At 55.3% G+C, this 16588-nt stretch carries 13 protein-coding genes and 2 riboswitches; of the genes, 9 read left to right on the top strand and 4 right to left on the bottom strand.

Annotated features, from left to right (window positions below):
- Positions 1–223: 223 nt before the first annotated feature.
- Both uvrA and uvrB read right to left on the bottom strand, forming a co-directional pair.
- The gene (gene uvrA, locus NSS64_RS31815; RefSeq protein WP_340946664.1) at positions 224–3100 is read right to left on the bottom strand and encodes an excinuclease ABC subunit UvrA; all 2877 of its coding nucleotides are present in this window, start codon (positions 3098–3100) and stop codon (positions 224–226) included.
- 604 nt (positions 3101–3704) lie between these two features.
- Complete coding sequence (gene uvrB, locus NSS64_RS31810) at positions 3705–5696, bottom strand: excinuclease ABC subunit UvrB (RefSeq protein WP_341142706.1); 1992 nt, start codon at positions 5694–5696, stop codon at positions 3705–3707.
- A 181-nt stretch (positions 5697–5877) separates the two neighbouring features.
- Here uvrB and NSS64_RS31805 point away from each other — a divergent pair, with 181 nt between their 5' ends.
- From NSS64_RS31805 to NSS64_RS31795, 3 genes are all read left to right on the top strand, one after another.
- Complete coding sequence (locus tag NSS64_RS31805) at positions 5878–6663, top strand: flagellar motor protein (RefSeq protein WP_341142705.1); 786 nt, start codon at positions 5878–5880, stop codon at positions 6661–6663.
- A complete protein-coding gene (locus NSS64_RS31800; protein WP_341142704.1) occupies positions 6660–7508 on the top strand; it encodes a flagellar motor protein MotB in 849 nt (282 codons plus the stop codon). The genes NSS64_RS31805 and NSS64_RS31800 overlap by 4 nt, the downstream gene beginning before the upstream one ends.
- An 84-nt stretch (positions 7509–7592) precedes the next feature.
- The gene (locus tag NSS64_RS31795; protein ID WP_341142703.1) at positions 7593–8225 is read left to right on the top strand and encodes a hypothetical protein; all 633 of its coding nucleotides are present in this window, start codon (positions 7593–7595) and stop codon (positions 8223–8225) included.
- A 98-nt stretch (positions 8226–8323) separates the two neighbouring features.
- Here the strand turns inward: NSS64_RS31795 and gcvH are convergent, their stop codons facing one another.
- Positions 8324–8716: a glycine cleavage system protein GcvH gene (gene gcvH / locus NSS64_RS31790; protein ID WP_036721148.1), complete on the bottom strand. Its 393-nt coding sequence runs from the start codon at positions 8714–8716 to the stop codon at positions 8324–8326.
- A gap of 184 nt (positions 8717–8900) precedes the next feature.
- Positions 8901–8998, top strand: a riboswitch (glycine riboswitch).
- A gap of 3 nt (positions 8999–9001) precedes the next feature.
- Positions 9002–9104, top strand: a riboswitch (glycine riboswitch).
- A gap of 81 nt (positions 9105–9185) precedes the next feature.
- On the opposite strand from gcvH, the gene gcvT reads away from it, so the two are divergent.
- The 3 genes from gcvT to gcvPB are packed head-to-tail and all read left to right on the top strand — an operon-like array spanning position 9186 to position 13116.
- Positions 9186–10310, top strand: a complete 1125-nt coding sequence (gcvT, locus tag NSS64_RS31785) for a glycine cleavage system aminomethyltransferase GcvT (protein ID WP_341142702.1) — start codon at positions 9186–9188, stop codon at positions 10308–10310.
- Positions 10307–11659, top strand: a complete 1353-nt coding sequence (gene gcvPA / locus NSS64_RS31780; RefSeq protein WP_341142701.1) for an aminomethyl-transferring glycine dehydrogenase subunit GcvPA — start codon at positions 10307–10309, stop codon at positions 11657–11659. Before gcvT ends, gcvPA begins: the two co-directional genes overlap by 4 nt.
- Complete coding sequence (gene gcvPB / locus NSS64_RS31775; RefSeq protein WP_341142700.1) at positions 11656–13116, top strand: aminomethyl-transferring glycine dehydrogenase subunit GcvPB; 1461 nt, start codon at positions 11656–11658, stop codon at positions 13114–13116. Before gcvPA ends, gcvPB begins: the two co-directional genes overlap by 4 nt.
- Positions 13117–13227: 111 nt before the next feature.
- On the opposite strand, the gene NSS64_RS31770 is transcribed toward gcvPB, so the two are convergent.
- Positions 13228–14001: a LuxR C-terminal-related transcriptional regulator gene (locus NSS64_RS31770; RefSeq protein WP_341142699.1), complete on the bottom strand. Its 774-nt coding sequence runs from the start codon at positions 13999–14001 to the stop codon at positions 13228–13230.
- 210 nt (positions 14002–14211) lie between these two features.
- On the opposite strand from NSS64_RS31770, the gene NSS64_RS31765 reads away from it, so the two are divergent.
- From NSS64_RS31765 to NSS64_RS31755, 3 genes are all read left to right on the top strand, one after another.
- The gene (locus NSS64_RS31765; RefSeq protein WP_341142698.1) at positions 14212–14562 is read left to right on the top strand and encodes a hypothetical protein; all 351 of its coding nucleotides are present in this window, start codon (positions 14212–14214) and stop codon (positions 14560–14562) included.
- A gap of 175 nt (positions 14563–14737) precedes the next feature.
- Positions 14738–15787, top strand: coding sequence for an ABC transporter ATP-binding protein (locus NSS64_RS31760; protein WP_341142925.1), 1050 nt, complete (start codon positions 14738–14740; stop codon positions 15785–15787).
- On the top strand, positions 15765–16574 hold the full coding sequence (locus NSS64_RS31755; protein ID WP_341142697.1) for an ABC transporter permease: 810 nt from the start codon (positions 15765–15767) through the stop codon (positions 16572–16574). The genes NSS64_RS31760 and NSS64_RS31755 overlap by 23 nt, the downstream gene beginning before the upstream one ends.
- Positions 16575–16588 lie beyond the last annotated feature (14 nt).

The raw sequence follows: 16588 nt of genomic DNA, 5'->3' as shown, positions 1-16588 counted from the left end.
ATCCAGGTATTGAGGCATTTTAATTGCACGAAATACAGCTAAACAGAGATTCGGCGGCACATCCGGCGATTTAGTTGTACAGATTACAATTAGCCTACCCTTGCACCTAATCGGCGCGCTCGTCCTGGCTCTCATTACGTATGAAACGTGTGAAACCTGCCGCAATATTAAAATACCCCATGCTCTCCTGTAAGAAGAGTCATGGGGGATTGGGGTTCTACAGTTACACCGTCTCAGACGTCTGCAGCTCCATAGCCTGTGTGCGTTCCGTATCACGGATCAGGACAGGCTTCAGGTAGCGGCCAGTGTAGGATTCTTCAACAGTAATCAGCTTCTCTGGTGTTCCGGTGGCCAGGACCGTACCGCCGCCGCTGCCGCCTTCCGGCCCCATATCGATGATATAGTCGGCCGTCTTGATGACATCAAGATTATGCTCGATGACCAGGACCGATTCGCCGGAATCGACCAGACGGTGCAGCACCTCCAGCAGACGGCCGATGTCGTCGACATGCAGACCGGTTGTCGGCTCATCCAGGATATAGAGAGTCTTGCCGGTACTGCGGCGGTACAGCTCGGAAGCCAGCTTCACACGCTGGGCTTCGCCGCCGGATAGGGTGGTTCCCGGCTGGCCGATGTTGATGTAACCCAGACCTACATCCAGCAAGGTCTGCATTTTGCGGTGAATCTTGGGAATATTCTTGAAGAACTCCGTGGCATCCTCCACCGTCATCTCCAGCACATCCGAGATATTCTTGCCTTTATATTTCACTTCCAGCGTCTCGCGGTTATACCGTTTGCCTTTGCAGACTTCACAAGGTACGTAGACATCCGGCAGAAAGTGCATCTCAATCTTGATAATGCCGTCTCCACGGCATGCCTCACAGCGGCCGCCCTTCACATTGAAGCTGAAGCGCCCCTTCTGGAAGCCGCGCACCTTGGCCTCGTTCGTCTTGGAGAACAGGTCGCGGATATCATCGAACACACCTGTATACGTAGCCGGATTGGAACGCGGAGTACGTCCAATGGGGGACTGATCAATCTCAATGACCTTGTCCAGATTCTCCAGGCCGCGGATCTCTTTGTGCAAGCCGGGACGGACCTTGACCGCCTTGTTCAGCTGGCGGGCCAGACTCTTGTAGAGAATCTCGTTAATGAGCGAAGATTTACCGGAGCCGGATACGCCGGTTACCGCTGTGAAGACACCTAGTGGAATCTTAACATTCACATTCTTCAGGTTATTCTCTTTCGCTCCGCGAATCTCGATCCAGCGTTCATTGTCGGTTGGCCGCCGCTTGGCCGTCACCGGGATGAACTTGCGTCCGCTCAAGTATTCACCGGTCAGGGAACCGGGGTCCTTCATAATTTCCTCCGGTGTTCCTTGGGCAATGACCTGACCGCCGTGTTTGCCGGCACCCGGTCCAATGTCGATAATATAGTCAGCCGCCATCATGGTATCCTCATCATGCTCAACAACGATGAGCGTATTGCCCAGGTCACGCATATGGGCCAGCGTGGCAATCAGCCGGTCATTGTCCCGCTGATGCAGGCCGATACTTGGCTCATCCAGAATATAGAGGACACCCATTAGACTGGAGCCAATCTGGGTAGCCAGCCTGATGCGCTGGGCTTCCCCGCCGGATAGAGAACCAGCTGCCCGGCTAAGGGTAAGATAGTTCAGCCCCACATTCACCAGGAAGCCGAGCCGGCTGCTGATTTCCTTGAGGATCAGATTGGCAATCGCTGTTTCTTTCTCACTAAGCTTGAGGTCTGCGAAGAAGTCCAGGCAATCCCCAATCGAAAGATCCGTCACATCCGCAACATTCTGCTCATTGATGGTCACCGCCAGAATCTCTTTCTTGAGCCGCTTTCCCTTGCAGGAATGGCAAGGTTTGGCGCTCATGAAGCCTTCTATAAACTCGCGGATACCTTCCGAGGCTGTATCACGGTACCGGCGCTCCAGATTCGGAATAATGCCCTCAAAAGCAACCAGGGCGTCTTTGCGCTGGCCGAAGTCGTTCTCATACCGGAAACGGATCTTCTCGCTGCCTGTTCCGTGCAGCAGCTTGTTCATATGCTCCGGCGATAGGCTACTTACCGGTACATTCTGCGGAATCTTGAAATGCTCGCACACTGATTTCAGGAACTGCGGATAGTAGTTCGACGTACTGCCTGTCCAGGCCAGGAAAGCTCCTTCTTCAATGGATTTCTCTGTATCCGGGATCAGCAGATCGGGATCGACTACCATATTCATCCCCAGTCCGTCACACTCAGGGCAGGCTCCGAATGGGCTGTTGAAGGAGAACATGCGCGGCGCCAGCTCTTCTATGCTGAATCCGCAGACCGGACAAGCAAAGCTGGCACTGAACAGCAGCTCTTCCTGGCCCATTACATCAACGAGAATCTGACCACCCGACAGCTTCAGGGCAGTTTCAAGCGAATCGGTAAGCCGGGTTTCGATATCATCCTTAATCACAATCCGGTCCACGACAACCTCAATGGTATGCTTCTTATTCTTCTCCAGTACAATATCTTCCGTCACTTCCCGCAGCTCACCATCCACACGTACACGGACGAAGCCTTGCTTCGAGATATCGGTGAACAAGCCTTTATGCTCACCCTTACGGCCGGAAATGACCGGGGCCAGAATCTGCAGACGGGTCTTCTCCGGGTATTGCATGATCCGGTCCACCATCTGTTCAACGGTTTGCGAAGTGATCTCTATGCCATGATCCGGACAATGCGGATGGCCGATCCGGGCAAAGAGCAGCCGCAGATAGTCATAGATTTCGGTAACCGTCCCTACCGTGGAACGCGGGTTACGGCTAGTCGTCTTCTGGTCAATTGATATGGCCGGGGAGAGTCCGTCGATGGAATCCACATCCGGCTTCTCCATCTGGCCCAGGAACTGGCGCGCATAGGCAGACAACGACTCGACATACCGGCGTTGACCCTCGGCGTAGATGGTGTCGAAGGCCAGGGAGGATTTGCCCGAGCCGCTCAGTCCCGTCAGCACGACGAAGCGGTCACGCGGAATCGTTACGTCGATGTTCTTGAGGTTATGGGCCCTCGCGCCCTTGATTACTATACTTTCATGTGCCAACGGTACCTCTCCTTTAAGAGAAAATTAAAATTCAAAACATTTTGGGAAAATATTTTCGATCCCTCCCAAACCCTCCCTTCCAAGGGAGGGCCCCAAGGGTTGCACCCTCTGGACACCCGCAAGCTCGGCGGAAGGAATTAGGTTGGTGAATGGACGACTACTGGGCAATAGGCCCGCTAACCCCTACGGGGCCGCTATACGATTAGAGCAATTCAGCTCGCTATGCTTGCCGATAACGCTGTCCCTCCGGGATACGCGCTATGGGCTTAATTGCGGGTTGTTCTTGCGGAATGCGCAAAGAGCTTCAACTGCACGCTGTCCCTCCGGGATACGCGCTAAGGACTTGACTGCGGGCTGTTCCTGCGGAATGCGCAAAGAGCTTCAACAGCACGCTGTCCCTCCGGGATACGCGCTAAGGGCTTGACTGCGGGCTGTTCCTGCGGAATGCGCAAAAGGCTTCAACAACACGCTGTCCCTCCGGGATTCGCGCTAAGTGCTCAACTGCGGGCTGTCCCTCCGGGATATGCAAGGGCATGGCCCCTTTATCTTCAAAAGGAACGGCCTGAATAGCACCGTTCCCTGGATCGTTAACTTCAGCGGCGGGTTACTCTGCCCGCAGCTCAAGCAAGGCATCGCGCAGCTCGGCGGCGCGCTCGAATTGCAGGTTCTTAGCGGCGTCCTTCATCTCGGCCTCCAGACGCTGTATCAGGCTCTGCTTGTCTTTCTTGTTCATCTTGCCGCCGACACCGGTGAGATAATCGGCCTTGGACTCGGCCACCTTGGTCGCCTCGATGATATCGCGCACCTTCTTGTTGATGGTCGTCGGGGTAATCCCGTGCTTCTCATTATGGGCGATTTGAATCTCGCGCCGCCGCTGGGTCTCGCTCATGGCCTTCTCCATGGAGTCCGTAATGCGGTCCCCGTACATAATGACCCGGCCCTCCGAGTTGCGGGCAGCCCGGCCGATTGTCTGGATCAGCGAACGCTCGGAACGGAGGAAGCCTTCCTTGTCGGCATCCAGAATCGCGACCAGCGACACCTCCGGCAGGTCAAGACCCTCTCTGAGCAGGTTAATACCGACCAATACGTGGAATGTGCCCAGACGGAGATCACGCAGTATCGCCATCCGCTCCAGTGTCTTGATATCGGAGTGCATATAACGTACCTTGATGCCAATCTCCTTGAAGTAATCCGTCAGGTCCTCAGACATCTTCTTCGTAAGGGTGGTAACGAGAACACGCTCATCACGTTCTACCCGGTCACGGATTTCATTGATAAGATCATCGATCTGCCCTTCGGTAGGGCGCACTTCAATGATCGGATCAAGCAGACCGGTAGGACGGATAATCTGCTGGACCATCGTATCGCAATGCTCCATCTCATAAGGTCCCGGTGTTGCGGACACGTATACAATCTGGCTCACCTTGTCTTCGAATTCCTCGAATTGCAGCGGACGGTTATCCAGCGCAGACGGCAGGCGGAACCCGTGTTCTACAAGGACTGTCTTACGCGCACGGTCACCGTTATACATCGCCCGGATCTGCGGCAGCGTCACATGAGACTCGTCAATCACAATCAGCATGTCATCCGGGAAATAGTCCATCAGTGTATAAGGAGTAGCTCCCGGCTCACGGAAGGTAAGCGGACCGGAATAGTTCTCGATCCCCGAACAGAAGCCGACTTCCTTCATCATCTCGATATCATAACGGGTCCGCTGCTCCAGCCGCTGGGCCTCCAGCAGCTTGCCTGCTTCACGGAGCACAGCCAGCCGCTCCTCCAGCTCACGCTCAATATTAACCAGCGCGACACGCATGGTCTCTTCCTGGGTAACGAAGTGGGACGCCGGGAAAATCGCGATATGATCGCGTTCACCGATCAGCTCGCCTGTCAGAACATCAATCTCCGTAATCCGTTCGATCTCGTCTCCGAACAGCTCTACCCGGATCGCATGCTCGCCCTGGGATGCCGGGAAGATCTCAACGACATCCCCGCGCACACGGAACGTACCGCGCACGAAATTAATATCATTACGCTGATACTGGATATCTACAAGCCGGCTCAGAATCTGATTACGCGGCTTCTCCATCCCTACCCGCAGCGAGAGCAGCAGGCTTCCGTATTCCTGCGGCGAACCGAGACCATAAATACAGGACACACTCGCCACGATAATGACGTCACGGCGTTCGAACAGTGAACTCGTTGCCGAGTGGCGGAGCTTGTCAATTTCTTCATTTATGCTGGAGTCTTTCTCAATGTAGGTATCGGAGGAAGGGATGTACGCCTCTGGCTGGTAATAATCGTAGTAACTGACGAAGTAATCCACGGAATTGCTCGGAAAAAATTCTTTGAACTCACTCGCCAGCTGCGCAGCAAGCGTCTTGTTGTGCGCAATAACCAGCGTGGGGCGGTTCAACTTGGAAATCACTTGTGCGATGGTAAAGGTCTTGCCTGTACCTGTCGCTCCCAGCAGCGTCTGGTGCTTCTTGCCCTGCCGGATGCCGTCCAATAACTCTTCTATGGCATGAGGCTGATCGCCCTGGGGTGTATACTCGGACTCCAGTTCAAAAGTCTTCGTACTGACGACAATATCACTCATTTGCCCGTCTCCCCTCTATCGTCTAGAATATATGAATATATTATAATTGTAACCCAATAGCTTCCTCCTCCATACCATACTGAAAAATATGGAAGATAGGAATGCACGTTCCCGTTTATTATACAGCGTTGCCCAGACTGTTGCAAACCATAATATATAGAAATTTAAGGAGCCTGAATTTATGGATTTTACTACAATAATCGGCCTGCTGGCCGGGATTGCCGCCATGATCGGCGGTTTTCTGTGGGAAGGCGGCAGCCTGTCCGGCCTGCTGCAGCCCAATGCTGCCCTGATCGTATTCGGCGGCACACTTGCGGCTGTACTCATCAGCTTCCCGGCCTCCAAGCTCCGAAGCATTCCGGCGGCGTTACGCGTGGCTTTTGGCAGGCAGCAAGATACCAGCCGGGAACAAGCTGAAGAACTGATCGCTATGGCTGCACTCACGCGGCGCGGCGGTGTGCTTGCACTGGAGAAACGAGCGGAGGAACATCCAGATCCCTTCACCCGTGAAGGCCTGTTTCTGATTGTCGACGGCAATGACCCTGACCAGGTCCGGCAGATCCTGGAGCTTGGGATGGATGCCAAGGAACTGAAATATGAAGGCTATGCCAAAATATTCGAAGCCGCTGGCGGCTATGCACCGACCATGGGCATTATCGGCACCGTTATGGGGCTGATCCGGGTACTCAGCAACTTAACGGACCCTTCGAATCTGGGCGCGTCCATTGCCGTAGCTTTTACAGCAACACTCTATGGCGTAGCCAGCGCCAATCTACTCTTTTTACCCATTGCCTCCAAAATTAAATCCCGCAGCCAAAGTGAGCTGGGCAACATGGAGATGCTGCTTGTTGGCATTCTGTCCCTGCAGAACGGGGATCACCCGCATCTCGTCCGGCAAAAGCTGGCCCCCTTCCTGGCAGACGCCCCTAAACGCAGCGCCAGCACCAGTCCGGGAGACCCGCTATGAGACAAAGAAACCGCCGGCAGCCCCGCGCCGCCGCAGGCAAAGAGAGCCGGGACCGCTGGATGATTACCTACGCGGATCTGATCACGCTTCTGCTTATTTTCTTCGTGATTCTGTATGCCATGAGCAGCCTCGATTCGCAGAAATATGCCATTGTCAGCGGCTCCTTATCGGATACCTTCAAGAGCGGAAGTACAGTGCTGGAAGGCGGAAGCGGCGTGCTGGAGGGTAATCAGGGAATCACAGGGACTGGCGTCTCGAAGGGTAATAATGCGGACGGGACGGATGGAGCCGGGGCAGATACTCCTGCAGCCGGACAAGAAGGAGATGGGGCTGCACACCAGCCTTCAGCGCGCGAGCTTGCTTTTCGGGAACAGGAGGCGAAGCTGACTGCGCTTATGGGGGTTATCACCCAATACGTGGAGGAGAATAACCTGGGTGAGCAGATTTTTGTTGCCGATAAGCCGCAGGGCATTGCGATCACGCTCAGTGACCGCTTCCTGTTCGATGCGGGTAAGGCTGAGCTGAAATCGCCTGCACTCCCTGCACTGCGCCAGCTCTCCGGCCTGTTCCGCGGCATCGGCGCGACCATCAGCATCGAAGGCCACACCGACAATGTTCCGGTAACCGCCGCTTCGGAATATACGGATAACTGGGAGCTGTCCGGCGCCCGCGCATTATCTGTGCTGCGCTTTTTCCTGGATAACGAGGGCCTTAGCCCTGATACCTTCCAGTACGCCGGTTACGCGGATACCAGACCTGCATATGATAATGCTACTACCGAAGGCAGACAGAAGAATCGCCGGGTCGAACTCATTGTGCTGCGTCAGCTGCAGGAGGAAGAATAGCACGGAACCACGAGCGAATCTGCTCAGATACCGGCAGGCGGCAAAAGCATATATCCATTCGCTAATATAAGGAGATAGACCGCTATGCAGGATACAAACAGAGCGGCGCCGGAGGCCGCAGGGTTTTTCAGGTTTTTGCGGCTGGCAGTTTCGCTGATCATGATCATTATTGCCCAGGGGATGCTTACCCTCATCGTCGGATTTTTTGCCGCCTTCATGCAGTTCTTCTCCTCCCGCTACTTCTGGGGAGACCTGGCCCGCGTCTATCCGCTGGATAAGCTAATTGCCATTGGCGCTGATTACCTTATTGCCGGAGCTATCTTCGCCCTGGCCTGGTTCGGGGTCTGGTGGATGCTCTACGGCTTGTCCGGGAATGGGCGGATCCGCTGTTTCCCCCTGCTTCTGCTGAGCGCGTATTCGACGTTTCTTCTCCTCTTTTTACAAGTCAATCCGGTCTATAACCCGGAAGCCATGATCCCCAGTTCTGCCGGGGAAGCTACATTTATCGTTTGTATGGGGATGTCTGCCGCCGTGCTTTTCCCGTTTTATTCAGCCGGAGTGTATTATTTCGTGCTCAAGCCCGCCACCCGTCCGCGAAAAAGATACCGTTTCCTGCTGCTGTGCTCTGTATTTGCCGTCGCAGGTCTGGCTCTTCTGCCCTTCCTGTGGCATCTGGCTCCAGACATTTATCCGGGACTGCTTGAGTTTCCGGAATAAGCTACAGACGCAAAAAGGCAGACCTCTCACATTAGTAACATCTAATGTAATAAAGAGAAGTCTGCCGTATTCAGCCGCTTTCGCAAATAAGCTAAGCCTTATTCCCCAACCAGTTCCTTGTACGCTGCCGCATCCAGCAGGCCGGTTACTGCCTCTGCGAACTCTGCGTCCAGCTCCAGCTCAAAAATCCAACCGTCTCCGTAAGGCTGATCATTGATCAGCTCCGGGCTGGCCTCCAGCGCATCGTTGATCTTGGTCACCTTACCGGATACGGGTGAATATAGTTCTGATACCGTCTTCACGGACTCGATACTGCCCACGCTGTCGCCTGCGGAGATCGCCGCACCGACTTCCGGGAATTCTACAAACACGATATCGCCGAGCAGATGCTGCGCATGATCCGTAATCCCTACACGTACTACGCGTCCCTCGCCCTGCTGCGCCCACTCATGCTCTTCGCTGTATAGCAGGTTGTCAAGCACTTCACTCATTTCCAAGCCGCCTCTTTTCCGTAATTGGAGTTCTAAATTTAGTTATAGCCTAAGTTATCGGCTTGCCTAATGTCAATATAACTGACAGTAAAATTAAATTTGTCAACTTTTTGACGTTTTTTGATTGACAGGGCGGAGGGTTACCCGGTTTAATGGAGTCAGTAGAAAAACATATGGTTTGCGAATGATGGCATAGGGAGAGACTGTCTCACAGGAAGACAGCGCCGAAGGAGTAAGCCCGGGATGGGTGAATCTCTCAGGCAAAAGGACCTTTGCCGGACGCATCTCTGGAGAGTATCCGGTTACCTGCGCCGCAGGCTTCACGGATCACCAACGGGGAAACCTGCACCAACAGCTGCAGGGTAACTCTCAGGTACAAAGGACAGAGCGAAAGTCCATTTATGCATGCGTGCATAATGGCTTTCGCCTGTCCTTTTTCGTATGTAATCAAAGCCAAGGGAGTGACGAGATGGAGTCTTTGAGAAGAACACCTTTTTATGATCTCTATGCCGCGTATGCGGAGTCCAGATGTATTGATTTTGGCGGCTGGGAGCTGCCGGTGCAGTTCACAGGCATCGTGAAGGAGCATGAGGCCGTCCGCAATCAGGCCGGACTGTTCGATGTCTCCCACATGGGGGAATTCATGGTTACCGGAGAGGGCGCGGAAGCCTTCCTCCAGAGAATGACCACGAATGATGTCAGCCGCCTGGAAGACGGCGCGGCGCAGTATACTCTCATGCTCTATCCAAGCGGCGGAGTGGTGGACGATCTGCTCGTATACCGGCTGGGTGAGGAGCGTTACATGCTTGTCGTCAATGCGTCCAATATCGACAAGGACTTCCAGTGGCTGCAGGAGCATCTTACCGCTGAATTCAGCGGTGTCACCCTGAAGAATATCTCGGATGAGACGCTGCTGCTTGCTTTGCAGGGACCGCTGGCAGAGACGATTCTGTCCAAGGTCACGCAGGTGTCTCTAACAGAGCTTAAGCCGTTCCACTTCATCGAACACGCTGAAATCTGCGGCGTCACCGTCCTGCTCTCCCGTACCGGATATACTGGCGAGGACGGCTTCGAACTGTATGCTCCCGCAGATACAGCAGCAGCACTCTGGAACGGCCTGCTGGCCGCAGGCGCACCCCATGGCCTGACTCCCGCCGGACTCGGCGCACGCGATACGCTCCGCTTCGAAGCCAAGCTGCCGCTGTACGGCCAGGAGCTGTCGGCGGATATTACGCCGCTTGAAGCCGGTGTCCAGTTCTTCGTGAAGCTGGATGCAGGGGATTTCATCGGCCGTGACGCCCTGCTGAAGCAGAAGGAAGCCGGTCTGCCCCGGCGTCTTGTGGGCCTGGAGATGATCGACCGCGGCATTCCCCGCTCCCACTACCCCGTGTACGCGGACGGAGTCAAGATCGGTGAAGTAACGACTGGCACCCAATCCCCGACACTGAAACGGAATCTCGGACTTGCCCTGCTGGATGCTGCCTATACGGAGATCGGCACAGAGGTGTATGTGGAGATTCGCGGCAAGCAGCTTAAGGCTGCCGTCATCAAAGCCCCATTCTACAAAAGAAGCCAAGGAGTGAAGCCGCAATGAAGCACCGCTATCTGCCTATGACTGAGCAAGACCGTGCAGAAATGATGGAAACCGTAGGCATCCAGTCCATCGACGAGCTGTTCGCCGATATTCCGCAGTCCGTCCGCTACCAGGGAACGATGCCGATGTCCGGCGCTCTGGACGAATACGCACTGCTTCGCCATATGAAGGGTCTGGCTGACAAGAATGCCGACTTCGACACGCACACCAGCTTCCTGGGCGCCGGATTGTATGATCACCATGTTCCGGTTGTCATCAACCATGTGATTTCCCGTTCGGAATTCTATACTGCTTACACTCCTTACCAGCCGGAGATCAGCCAGGGGGAGCTTCAGGCGATCTTTGAATTCCAGTCGTATATCTGTGAGCTGACCGGAATGAAGGTTGCCAATGCCAGTATGTATGACGGCGCAACCGCCTTCTCCGAAGCGGCTGTGCTGGCCGCAGGCGCCACCAAACGCAAGAAGCTGATTGTCTCCCGCACAGTTCATCCTGAAGCGCGTCAGGTGCTGCGTACCTCCGCCAACGCCTGGGGCCTGCAAATTGTAGAGATTGATTATGCTGACGGGTTAACGGATCTCGCTAAGCTGGCCGAAGCCATCGACAGCGATACGGCCGCTGTGCTGGTTCAGTCGCCGAACTTCTTCGGCGGTATTGAGGATCTGCGCAAGATCGAGCCGCTGATCCACGCGGTCAAGGGACTGCTCGTGGTCAGCGCGAACCCCATTGCACTTGGCGTATTGGAGTCTCCCGGACGGCTTGGCGCAGACATCGTTGTCGGCGACGCGCAACCGCTCGGAATTGCCGCTTCGCTCGGCGGTCCGACCTGCGGGTTCTTCGCGGTGGCTGAGCCGCTGATGCGCCGGATGCCGGGCCGGATCGTCGGCCAGACGGTTGACCGGAATGGCAAGCGCGGCTTCGTGCTGACGCTGCAAGCCCGCGAACAGCATATCCGCCGTGAGAAGGCGACCTCGAATATCTGCTCCAATCAGGCACTCTTGGCGCTGTGCGCTTCCGTCTATCTGTCCGTGATGGGCAAGGAGGGCATGCGCGAGGTGGGTGAGCTGAACATCCGCAAGAGCCACTATGCCGCTGGGCGGCTGGCTGAAATCACTGGCGCAGAGCGCGTCTTCACTGCCCCGTTCTTCAATGAATTCGTCCTGAAGCTCCCGGAGGGCAGCAGTGTGAGTGCAGTTAACTCCAAGCTGCTGAAGGAAGGCTATCTGGGCGGCTATGACTTAAGCCGGGATTATCCCGAGCTGGCCGGACATATGCTGGTGGCCGTAACGGAGAAACGAAGCAAGACCGAAATTGACGAATTCGCAAGCGCACTGGAGGGCTGTGTATGAAACCGGAACAAAGTCTGATTTTTGAATTAAGCCGTCCCGGCCGCTCGGCCTACTCCCTGCCTCTGTGTGATGTGCCGCAGGGCGAGGCCCTTGGCTCACTCATTCCCGAAGGACTGCTGCGCAGTGAGCCGGTCGTACTGCCGGAGGTATCGGAAGTGGATGTCATCCGCCACTATACCGCCCTGTCCCGCCGCAACTTCGGAGTCGATAACGGCTTCTATCCGCTCGGCTCCTGCACGATGAAATACAACCCCAAGATCAACGAGGATGTCGCCCGCTTCCCGGGACTCTCCAAGATCCATCCGTATCAGCCGGAAGAGAGCATCCAGGGGGCGCTTGAACTGATGTACACGCTGCAAAAGGATCTCGCCGCCCTGACCGGCATGGATGCCGTATCCCTGCAGCCCGCTGCCGGCGCCCATGGCGAGTGGACCGGCCTGATGATGATCCGCGCCTACCATGAGAGCCGCGGCGAGGTCCGCACCAAGGTCATCGTGCCGGATTCCTCGCACGGGACCAACCCGGCGAGCGCCGCAGCAGCGGGACTGGATACCGTGACCATTCCCTCCAACGACAAGGGAATGGTCGATCTCGAAGCGCTGAAGGCGGCGGTCGGCAGCGACACCGCTGCGCTGATGCTCACGAACCCGAGTACCCTCGGACTCTTCGAGACGCAGATCGTCGAGATCGCGGCAATTGTCCATGAAGCGGGCGGCCTGCTCTATTATGACGGAGCGAACTCCAACGCCATTATGGGCATTACCCGCCCGGGCGATATGGGCTTCGATGTGGTGCATCTCAACCTGCACAAGACGATGAGCACGCCGCACGGCGGCGGAGGTCCGGGAGCCGGACCGGTCGGCGTGAAGGCGAAGCTGATTCCATTCCTGCCACAGCCTACGGTGGCACAGAACGAAGACGGCAGCTTCACGCTGGACTGCAGCGGGCCGGAATCGATCGGCCGCGTCAAAGCCTTTTACGGTAACTTCGGGATTCTCGTCCGTGCATATGCCTATATCCGCACCTACGGTCCCGACGGCCTGCGTGAGGTGTCCGAGAACGCTGTGCTGAACGCCAACTATATGATGCACCGGCTGGCCCCTTACTTCGAGATTCCCTTCCCCGGGGTCTGCAAGCATGAATTCGTGATGTCCGGCAAGAACCTTAAGCAGTACGGTGTACGTACCCTCGATGTAGCCAAACGGCTGCTCGACTTCGGCTATCATCCGCCAACCGTCTACTTCCCGCTGACGGTAGAGGAATGTATGATGATTGAGCCGACCGAGACCGAGAGCAAGGAGACGCTCGACGGCTTCATTGAGACCATGATCCGAATCGTCAAGGAAGCCGAGGAGACACCGGAGATTGTCATTAATGCACCGCATACGACTGAAATCAGCCGCCTGGATGAGACACAGGCCGCGCGTAAGCCGGTACTCAACTGCTCCTGCGGTTAACCTTCTGCCAGAGAAGCCGGACTTAGATGGTACACCAAATAGCCGGGTCAGCGATACATTCGTATCACTGCCCGGCTATTCGATATATGTACCTGATGCAGATTCCCCCGGCTACGGCGTAAGCCGCTTCACGAATTGGAAGCGGTCATTCACCCGCATTTTACTATAGATGCTCTTCAGCATATTGCGCACGGTGCCTTCACTGATTCCCAGATCGCTTCCGATATGCAGCGCACTCTTCTCCAGCAGCCACAGCCTCGCTACCTCCTGCTCCCGCGCGGTCAGCTTATACTCCAGCAATGTGGATTCAAGCCGGTACTGCTGCATCTCCGGGTTCTTCTCCATCCACTTCTCCATGATATTCTCAGCAATCTGCTGCACGAAGGGAATGGCGAATTCAATAGGCTCTCCTCTATTAAAAGAAATATCAACATATCCGTAAACGGTATCATGATCCTGCAAGGGAGCGCATACACAGTTCCAGTCGCGGAAGGTCTGATCCGTATGTTCCGTTCCCCGCACCACTCCGATGCAGTTCATCTCCATCGCCAGCGATACAGCATTCATTCCCGCCTGCTGCTTGCTTAAGCTGACCCCCGGACGCAGCTCCGCCTGCTCCATCTCGGCCTGCGTCTCCGAAGAAGAATAGACCAGCTCCAGAATGGTCCCCGCCTTGTCCGTCAGGAACACCACATAAGGAATGGAGAGCAGCTGGCTTAATTTGTTCATTTCACTGCGGATGGAAGCAATCATAGCTCTATGATAGATATGCTCCCTGGATTCTTCAGAAGAACCCGCCACGGACATTCCGCTCTGGACATCAACTTGGGTTGCATCCAGCGGCCGGAAGGCTTCAAGTTCGCTTGCTTCTAAATCTCCAGGCATACTCCATGCTCTTGATTGATTAAAGACTCTCACAAACGATCCCTCCATTTTTACCAATTCCTATATAATCAATTTTAAAAGAAAGCATTATAACATACAATTACGGAATAATGAACATTCAGTATTGGATCTGTAAATCCCCGCGTTAGCGCTGTAAAATGTAGAAATCTGTTCACTCTTATATTTCCACATAATTCCGGGAGGTTCGACATGCTTCGCATCGGCTATCTATCGGCTGCCCTTAATCTGGCTACTGCCATGGTGTCATTCCTGCGCTTCGGCAGTAATTATGCCCTGCTCATCATGGCCAGCTATACCCTCTTAACCCTTGCGGGATACCGGCTGCTGCAGAACAAAAGGACATTATATCTTATCCCTCTGCTCACCTTCAGCTGTTCATTCCTCTTATACAACGTGACCTATGTATTGTTGAAGCAGATTAATCTCGTAGACCTGTATGCTGTAGACTGGAGACTCGAGGTTCAGCTGGCGCTTCCCCTGCTGGTAGGGTTCGCCGTCCAGTCTCTCCTTAAGCGGAGCGGCAAATCCCGGTTGGTGTAGGCTTCCGGGGTTGCCGCTTTTTTTTGCAAAATCGACTTAAACTGATAGTTTTCGACATCTGCTCAGTGATATATTTACTCTTACGTCTGTCAGACCGCTGAGGATTCAGAAGTTTTCTCCGCAGGCATCTGCGGTAACGCTTTCAGAGCAATGAACAGGAGGGTTAAGCTTGAGTATGATTGAAGCCAAAGGGCTGAGTAAGTCCTTCATGCAGGCGGTGAAGGAGCCGGGCCTTAAGGGAGCGGTGAAGCATCTGTTCCTGCCCAGGCATATTGAGAAGGTGGCGGTCAAGCCGCTGGATCTGAGGATCGAAGCGGGGGAGACGGTGGCCTACGTGGGACCGAATGGCGCCGGTAAATCGACTACCATCAAGATGCTGACCGGCATTCTGATGCCTTCCTCCGGGAGTATCTCGGTGAACGGGATCAATCCGTACCGCAAAAGAATGGAAAACGCCGCCCAGATCGGCGCAGTCTTCGGGCAGCGCACCCAGCTGTGGTGGGATATTCCGATTGCCGAGTCCTTCTCGCTGCTGAAGGATATCTATCAGATTCCGGATGCCCTCTACAGGAAGAATATGGACTTGTTCACCGACATGCTCGGGATGAGCGAATTCATCCACCTGTCCGCGCGAAAGCTCTCGCTGGGTCAGCGCATGCGTGCCGATCTGGCCGCAGCCCTGCTGCATAATCCGCCGATTCTGTATCTCGATGAGCCGACGATTGGCCTTGATGTATCCGTGAAGGAGAAGATCCGCGGGTTCATTAAGCAGATCAACCAGGAGCAGCAGACGACCGTGATGCTGACGACCCATGACCTGGGCGACATTGAGGACCTGTGCAAGCGGCTGGTCATTATCGATCACGGCGCGATTATTTATGACGGGACACTGAGCGAGGTCAAGGCCCGTTTTGCCAAAAACCGCGTCATCTTCTTCCAGGTACGCTCCCCCATGCCGGAATTGTACGAGCTGCTGGAGCAGAGTCCCGGGTTGAAGCTGGAACAGCAGAGCAGCCAGGAGTTCTCGGTCACTTTTGACCGGTATGAATATACTGCCAGTGAAGTGGTCAGCCGGGTGATGAAGCATGGGGAGGTACTTGATTTCCGCATGGAGGATACCCACATTGAGCAGGTCATTAAGGCTGTCTATGACGGCCATCTGGACCTGAACGAGCACCGGGGAGCAAGGGGGCAGGCGCACCATGATGACAACAGCCCGGCTTAACAAATACAGAAGCATCGCCAACCGCTCCCTGCAGAATGTGATGGCCTACCGGAACTCCTATATCATCAATTTACTGGCCAACTCGATTAATCTCGTAGCGATCTTCTTCCTCTGGCAGGGAATCTATGGCGGGCGCGAGGCGGTGGGCGGCTACTCCTGGGATCAGATGAAGACCTATCTGCTGGTGACCTTCCTGGCCAATTCCGTCCTGTCCTGGTATTCCGAGACCGCCATCTCCGGCAAAATCCTGGACGGCAGCGTCGCCATGGACCTGCTGAAGCCGATTGATTTCCAGACGGCCCGATTCGCCGAGACCTTGGGCGCAAGCCTGCTGGAGGGGGCAATGAGTACGGTTCTGCTGATCGTGTTCGCCACCTTCCTTACCGGAGTGACCTTCCCCCACTCGCCGGTCGTCTATCTGCTGTTTGCGGTCAGTCTGCTCTGCGCGGTTGTGGTCAAATTCGGCGTGGTCTATCTGGCGGCGCTGTTATGCTTCTGGTCGACGGGGTCCCTCGGGATTGTCTGGACGCGGATTGCGCTCACTAACCTGCTGTCGGGCGCGCTGGTGCCATTGGCCTTCTTCCCGGACTGGCTGGAAAAACTGGCGCTGCTGCTGCCCTTCCAGGCCATCATTCATACGCCGACGATGATCTTCCTGCAACAGGCAGATACGCGGGAAAGCCTGCGGCTGATCGGCCTTCAGCTTTTTTGGGGGGCAGGGCTCTGGATGGCGGGCAAAGCCATGTGGAACTGGGCGGTCCGCCAGGTGACCATTCATGGGGGCTAAGGCTGAAGGAGGAC

Origin of the sequence: Paenibacillus sp. FSL H8-0122 (genome assembly GCF_038005345.1) — a bacterium.
Classification (GTDB): Bacteria; Bacillota; Bacilli; order Paenibacillales; family Paenibacillaceae; genus Paenibacillus_AQ.
This window is presented reverse-complemented; position numbering and strand designations above follow the sequence as displayed.

Coding starts and splice junctions, on each gene's coding strand:
- uvrB (WP_341142706.1), bottom strand. CDS start 5,696: ATGAGTGATATTGTCGTCAGTACGAAGACTTTTGAACTGGAGTCCGAG.
- NSS64_RS31805 (WP_341142705.1), top strand. CDS start 5,878: ATGGATTTTACTACAATAATCGGCCTGCTGGCCGGGATTGCCGCCATG.
- NSS64_RS31800 (WP_341142704.1), top strand. CDS start 6,660: ATGAGACAAAGAAACCGCCGGCAGCCCCGCGCCGCCGCAGGCAAAGAG.
- NSS64_RS31795 (WP_341142703.1), top strand. CDS start 7,593: ATGCAGGATACAAACAGAGCGGCGCCGGAGGCCGCAGGGTTTTTCAGG.
- gcvH (WP_036721148.1), bottom strand. CDS start 8,716: ATGAGTGAAGTGCTTGACAACCTGCTATACAGCGAAGAGCATGAGTGG.
- gcvT (WP_341142702.1), top strand. CDS start 9,186: ATGGAGTCTTTGAGAAGAACACCTTTTTATGATCTCTATGCCGCGTAT.
- gcvPA (WP_341142701.1), top strand. CDS start 10,307: ATGAAGCACCGCTATCTGCCTATGACTGAGCAAGACCGTGCAGAAATG.
- gcvPB (WP_341142700.1), top strand. CDS start 11,656: ATGAAACCGGAACAAAGTCTGATTTTTGAATTAAGCCGTCCCGGCCGC.
- NSS64_RS31770 (WP_341142699.1), bottom strand. CDS start 14,001: ATGCCTGGAGATTTAGAAGCAAGCGAACTTGAAGCCTTCCGGCCGCTG.
- NSS64_RS31765 (WP_341142698.1), top strand. CDS start 14,212: ATGCTTCGCATCGGCTATCTATCGGCTGCCCTTAATCTGGCTACTGCC.
- NSS64_RS31760 (WP_341142925.1), top strand. CDS start 14,738: ATGATTGAAGCCAAAGGGCTGAGTAAGTCCTTCATGCAGGCGGTGAAG.
- NSS64_RS31755 (WP_341142697.1), top strand. CDS start 15,765: ATGATGACAACAGCCCGGCTTAACAAATACAGAAGCATCGCCAACCGC.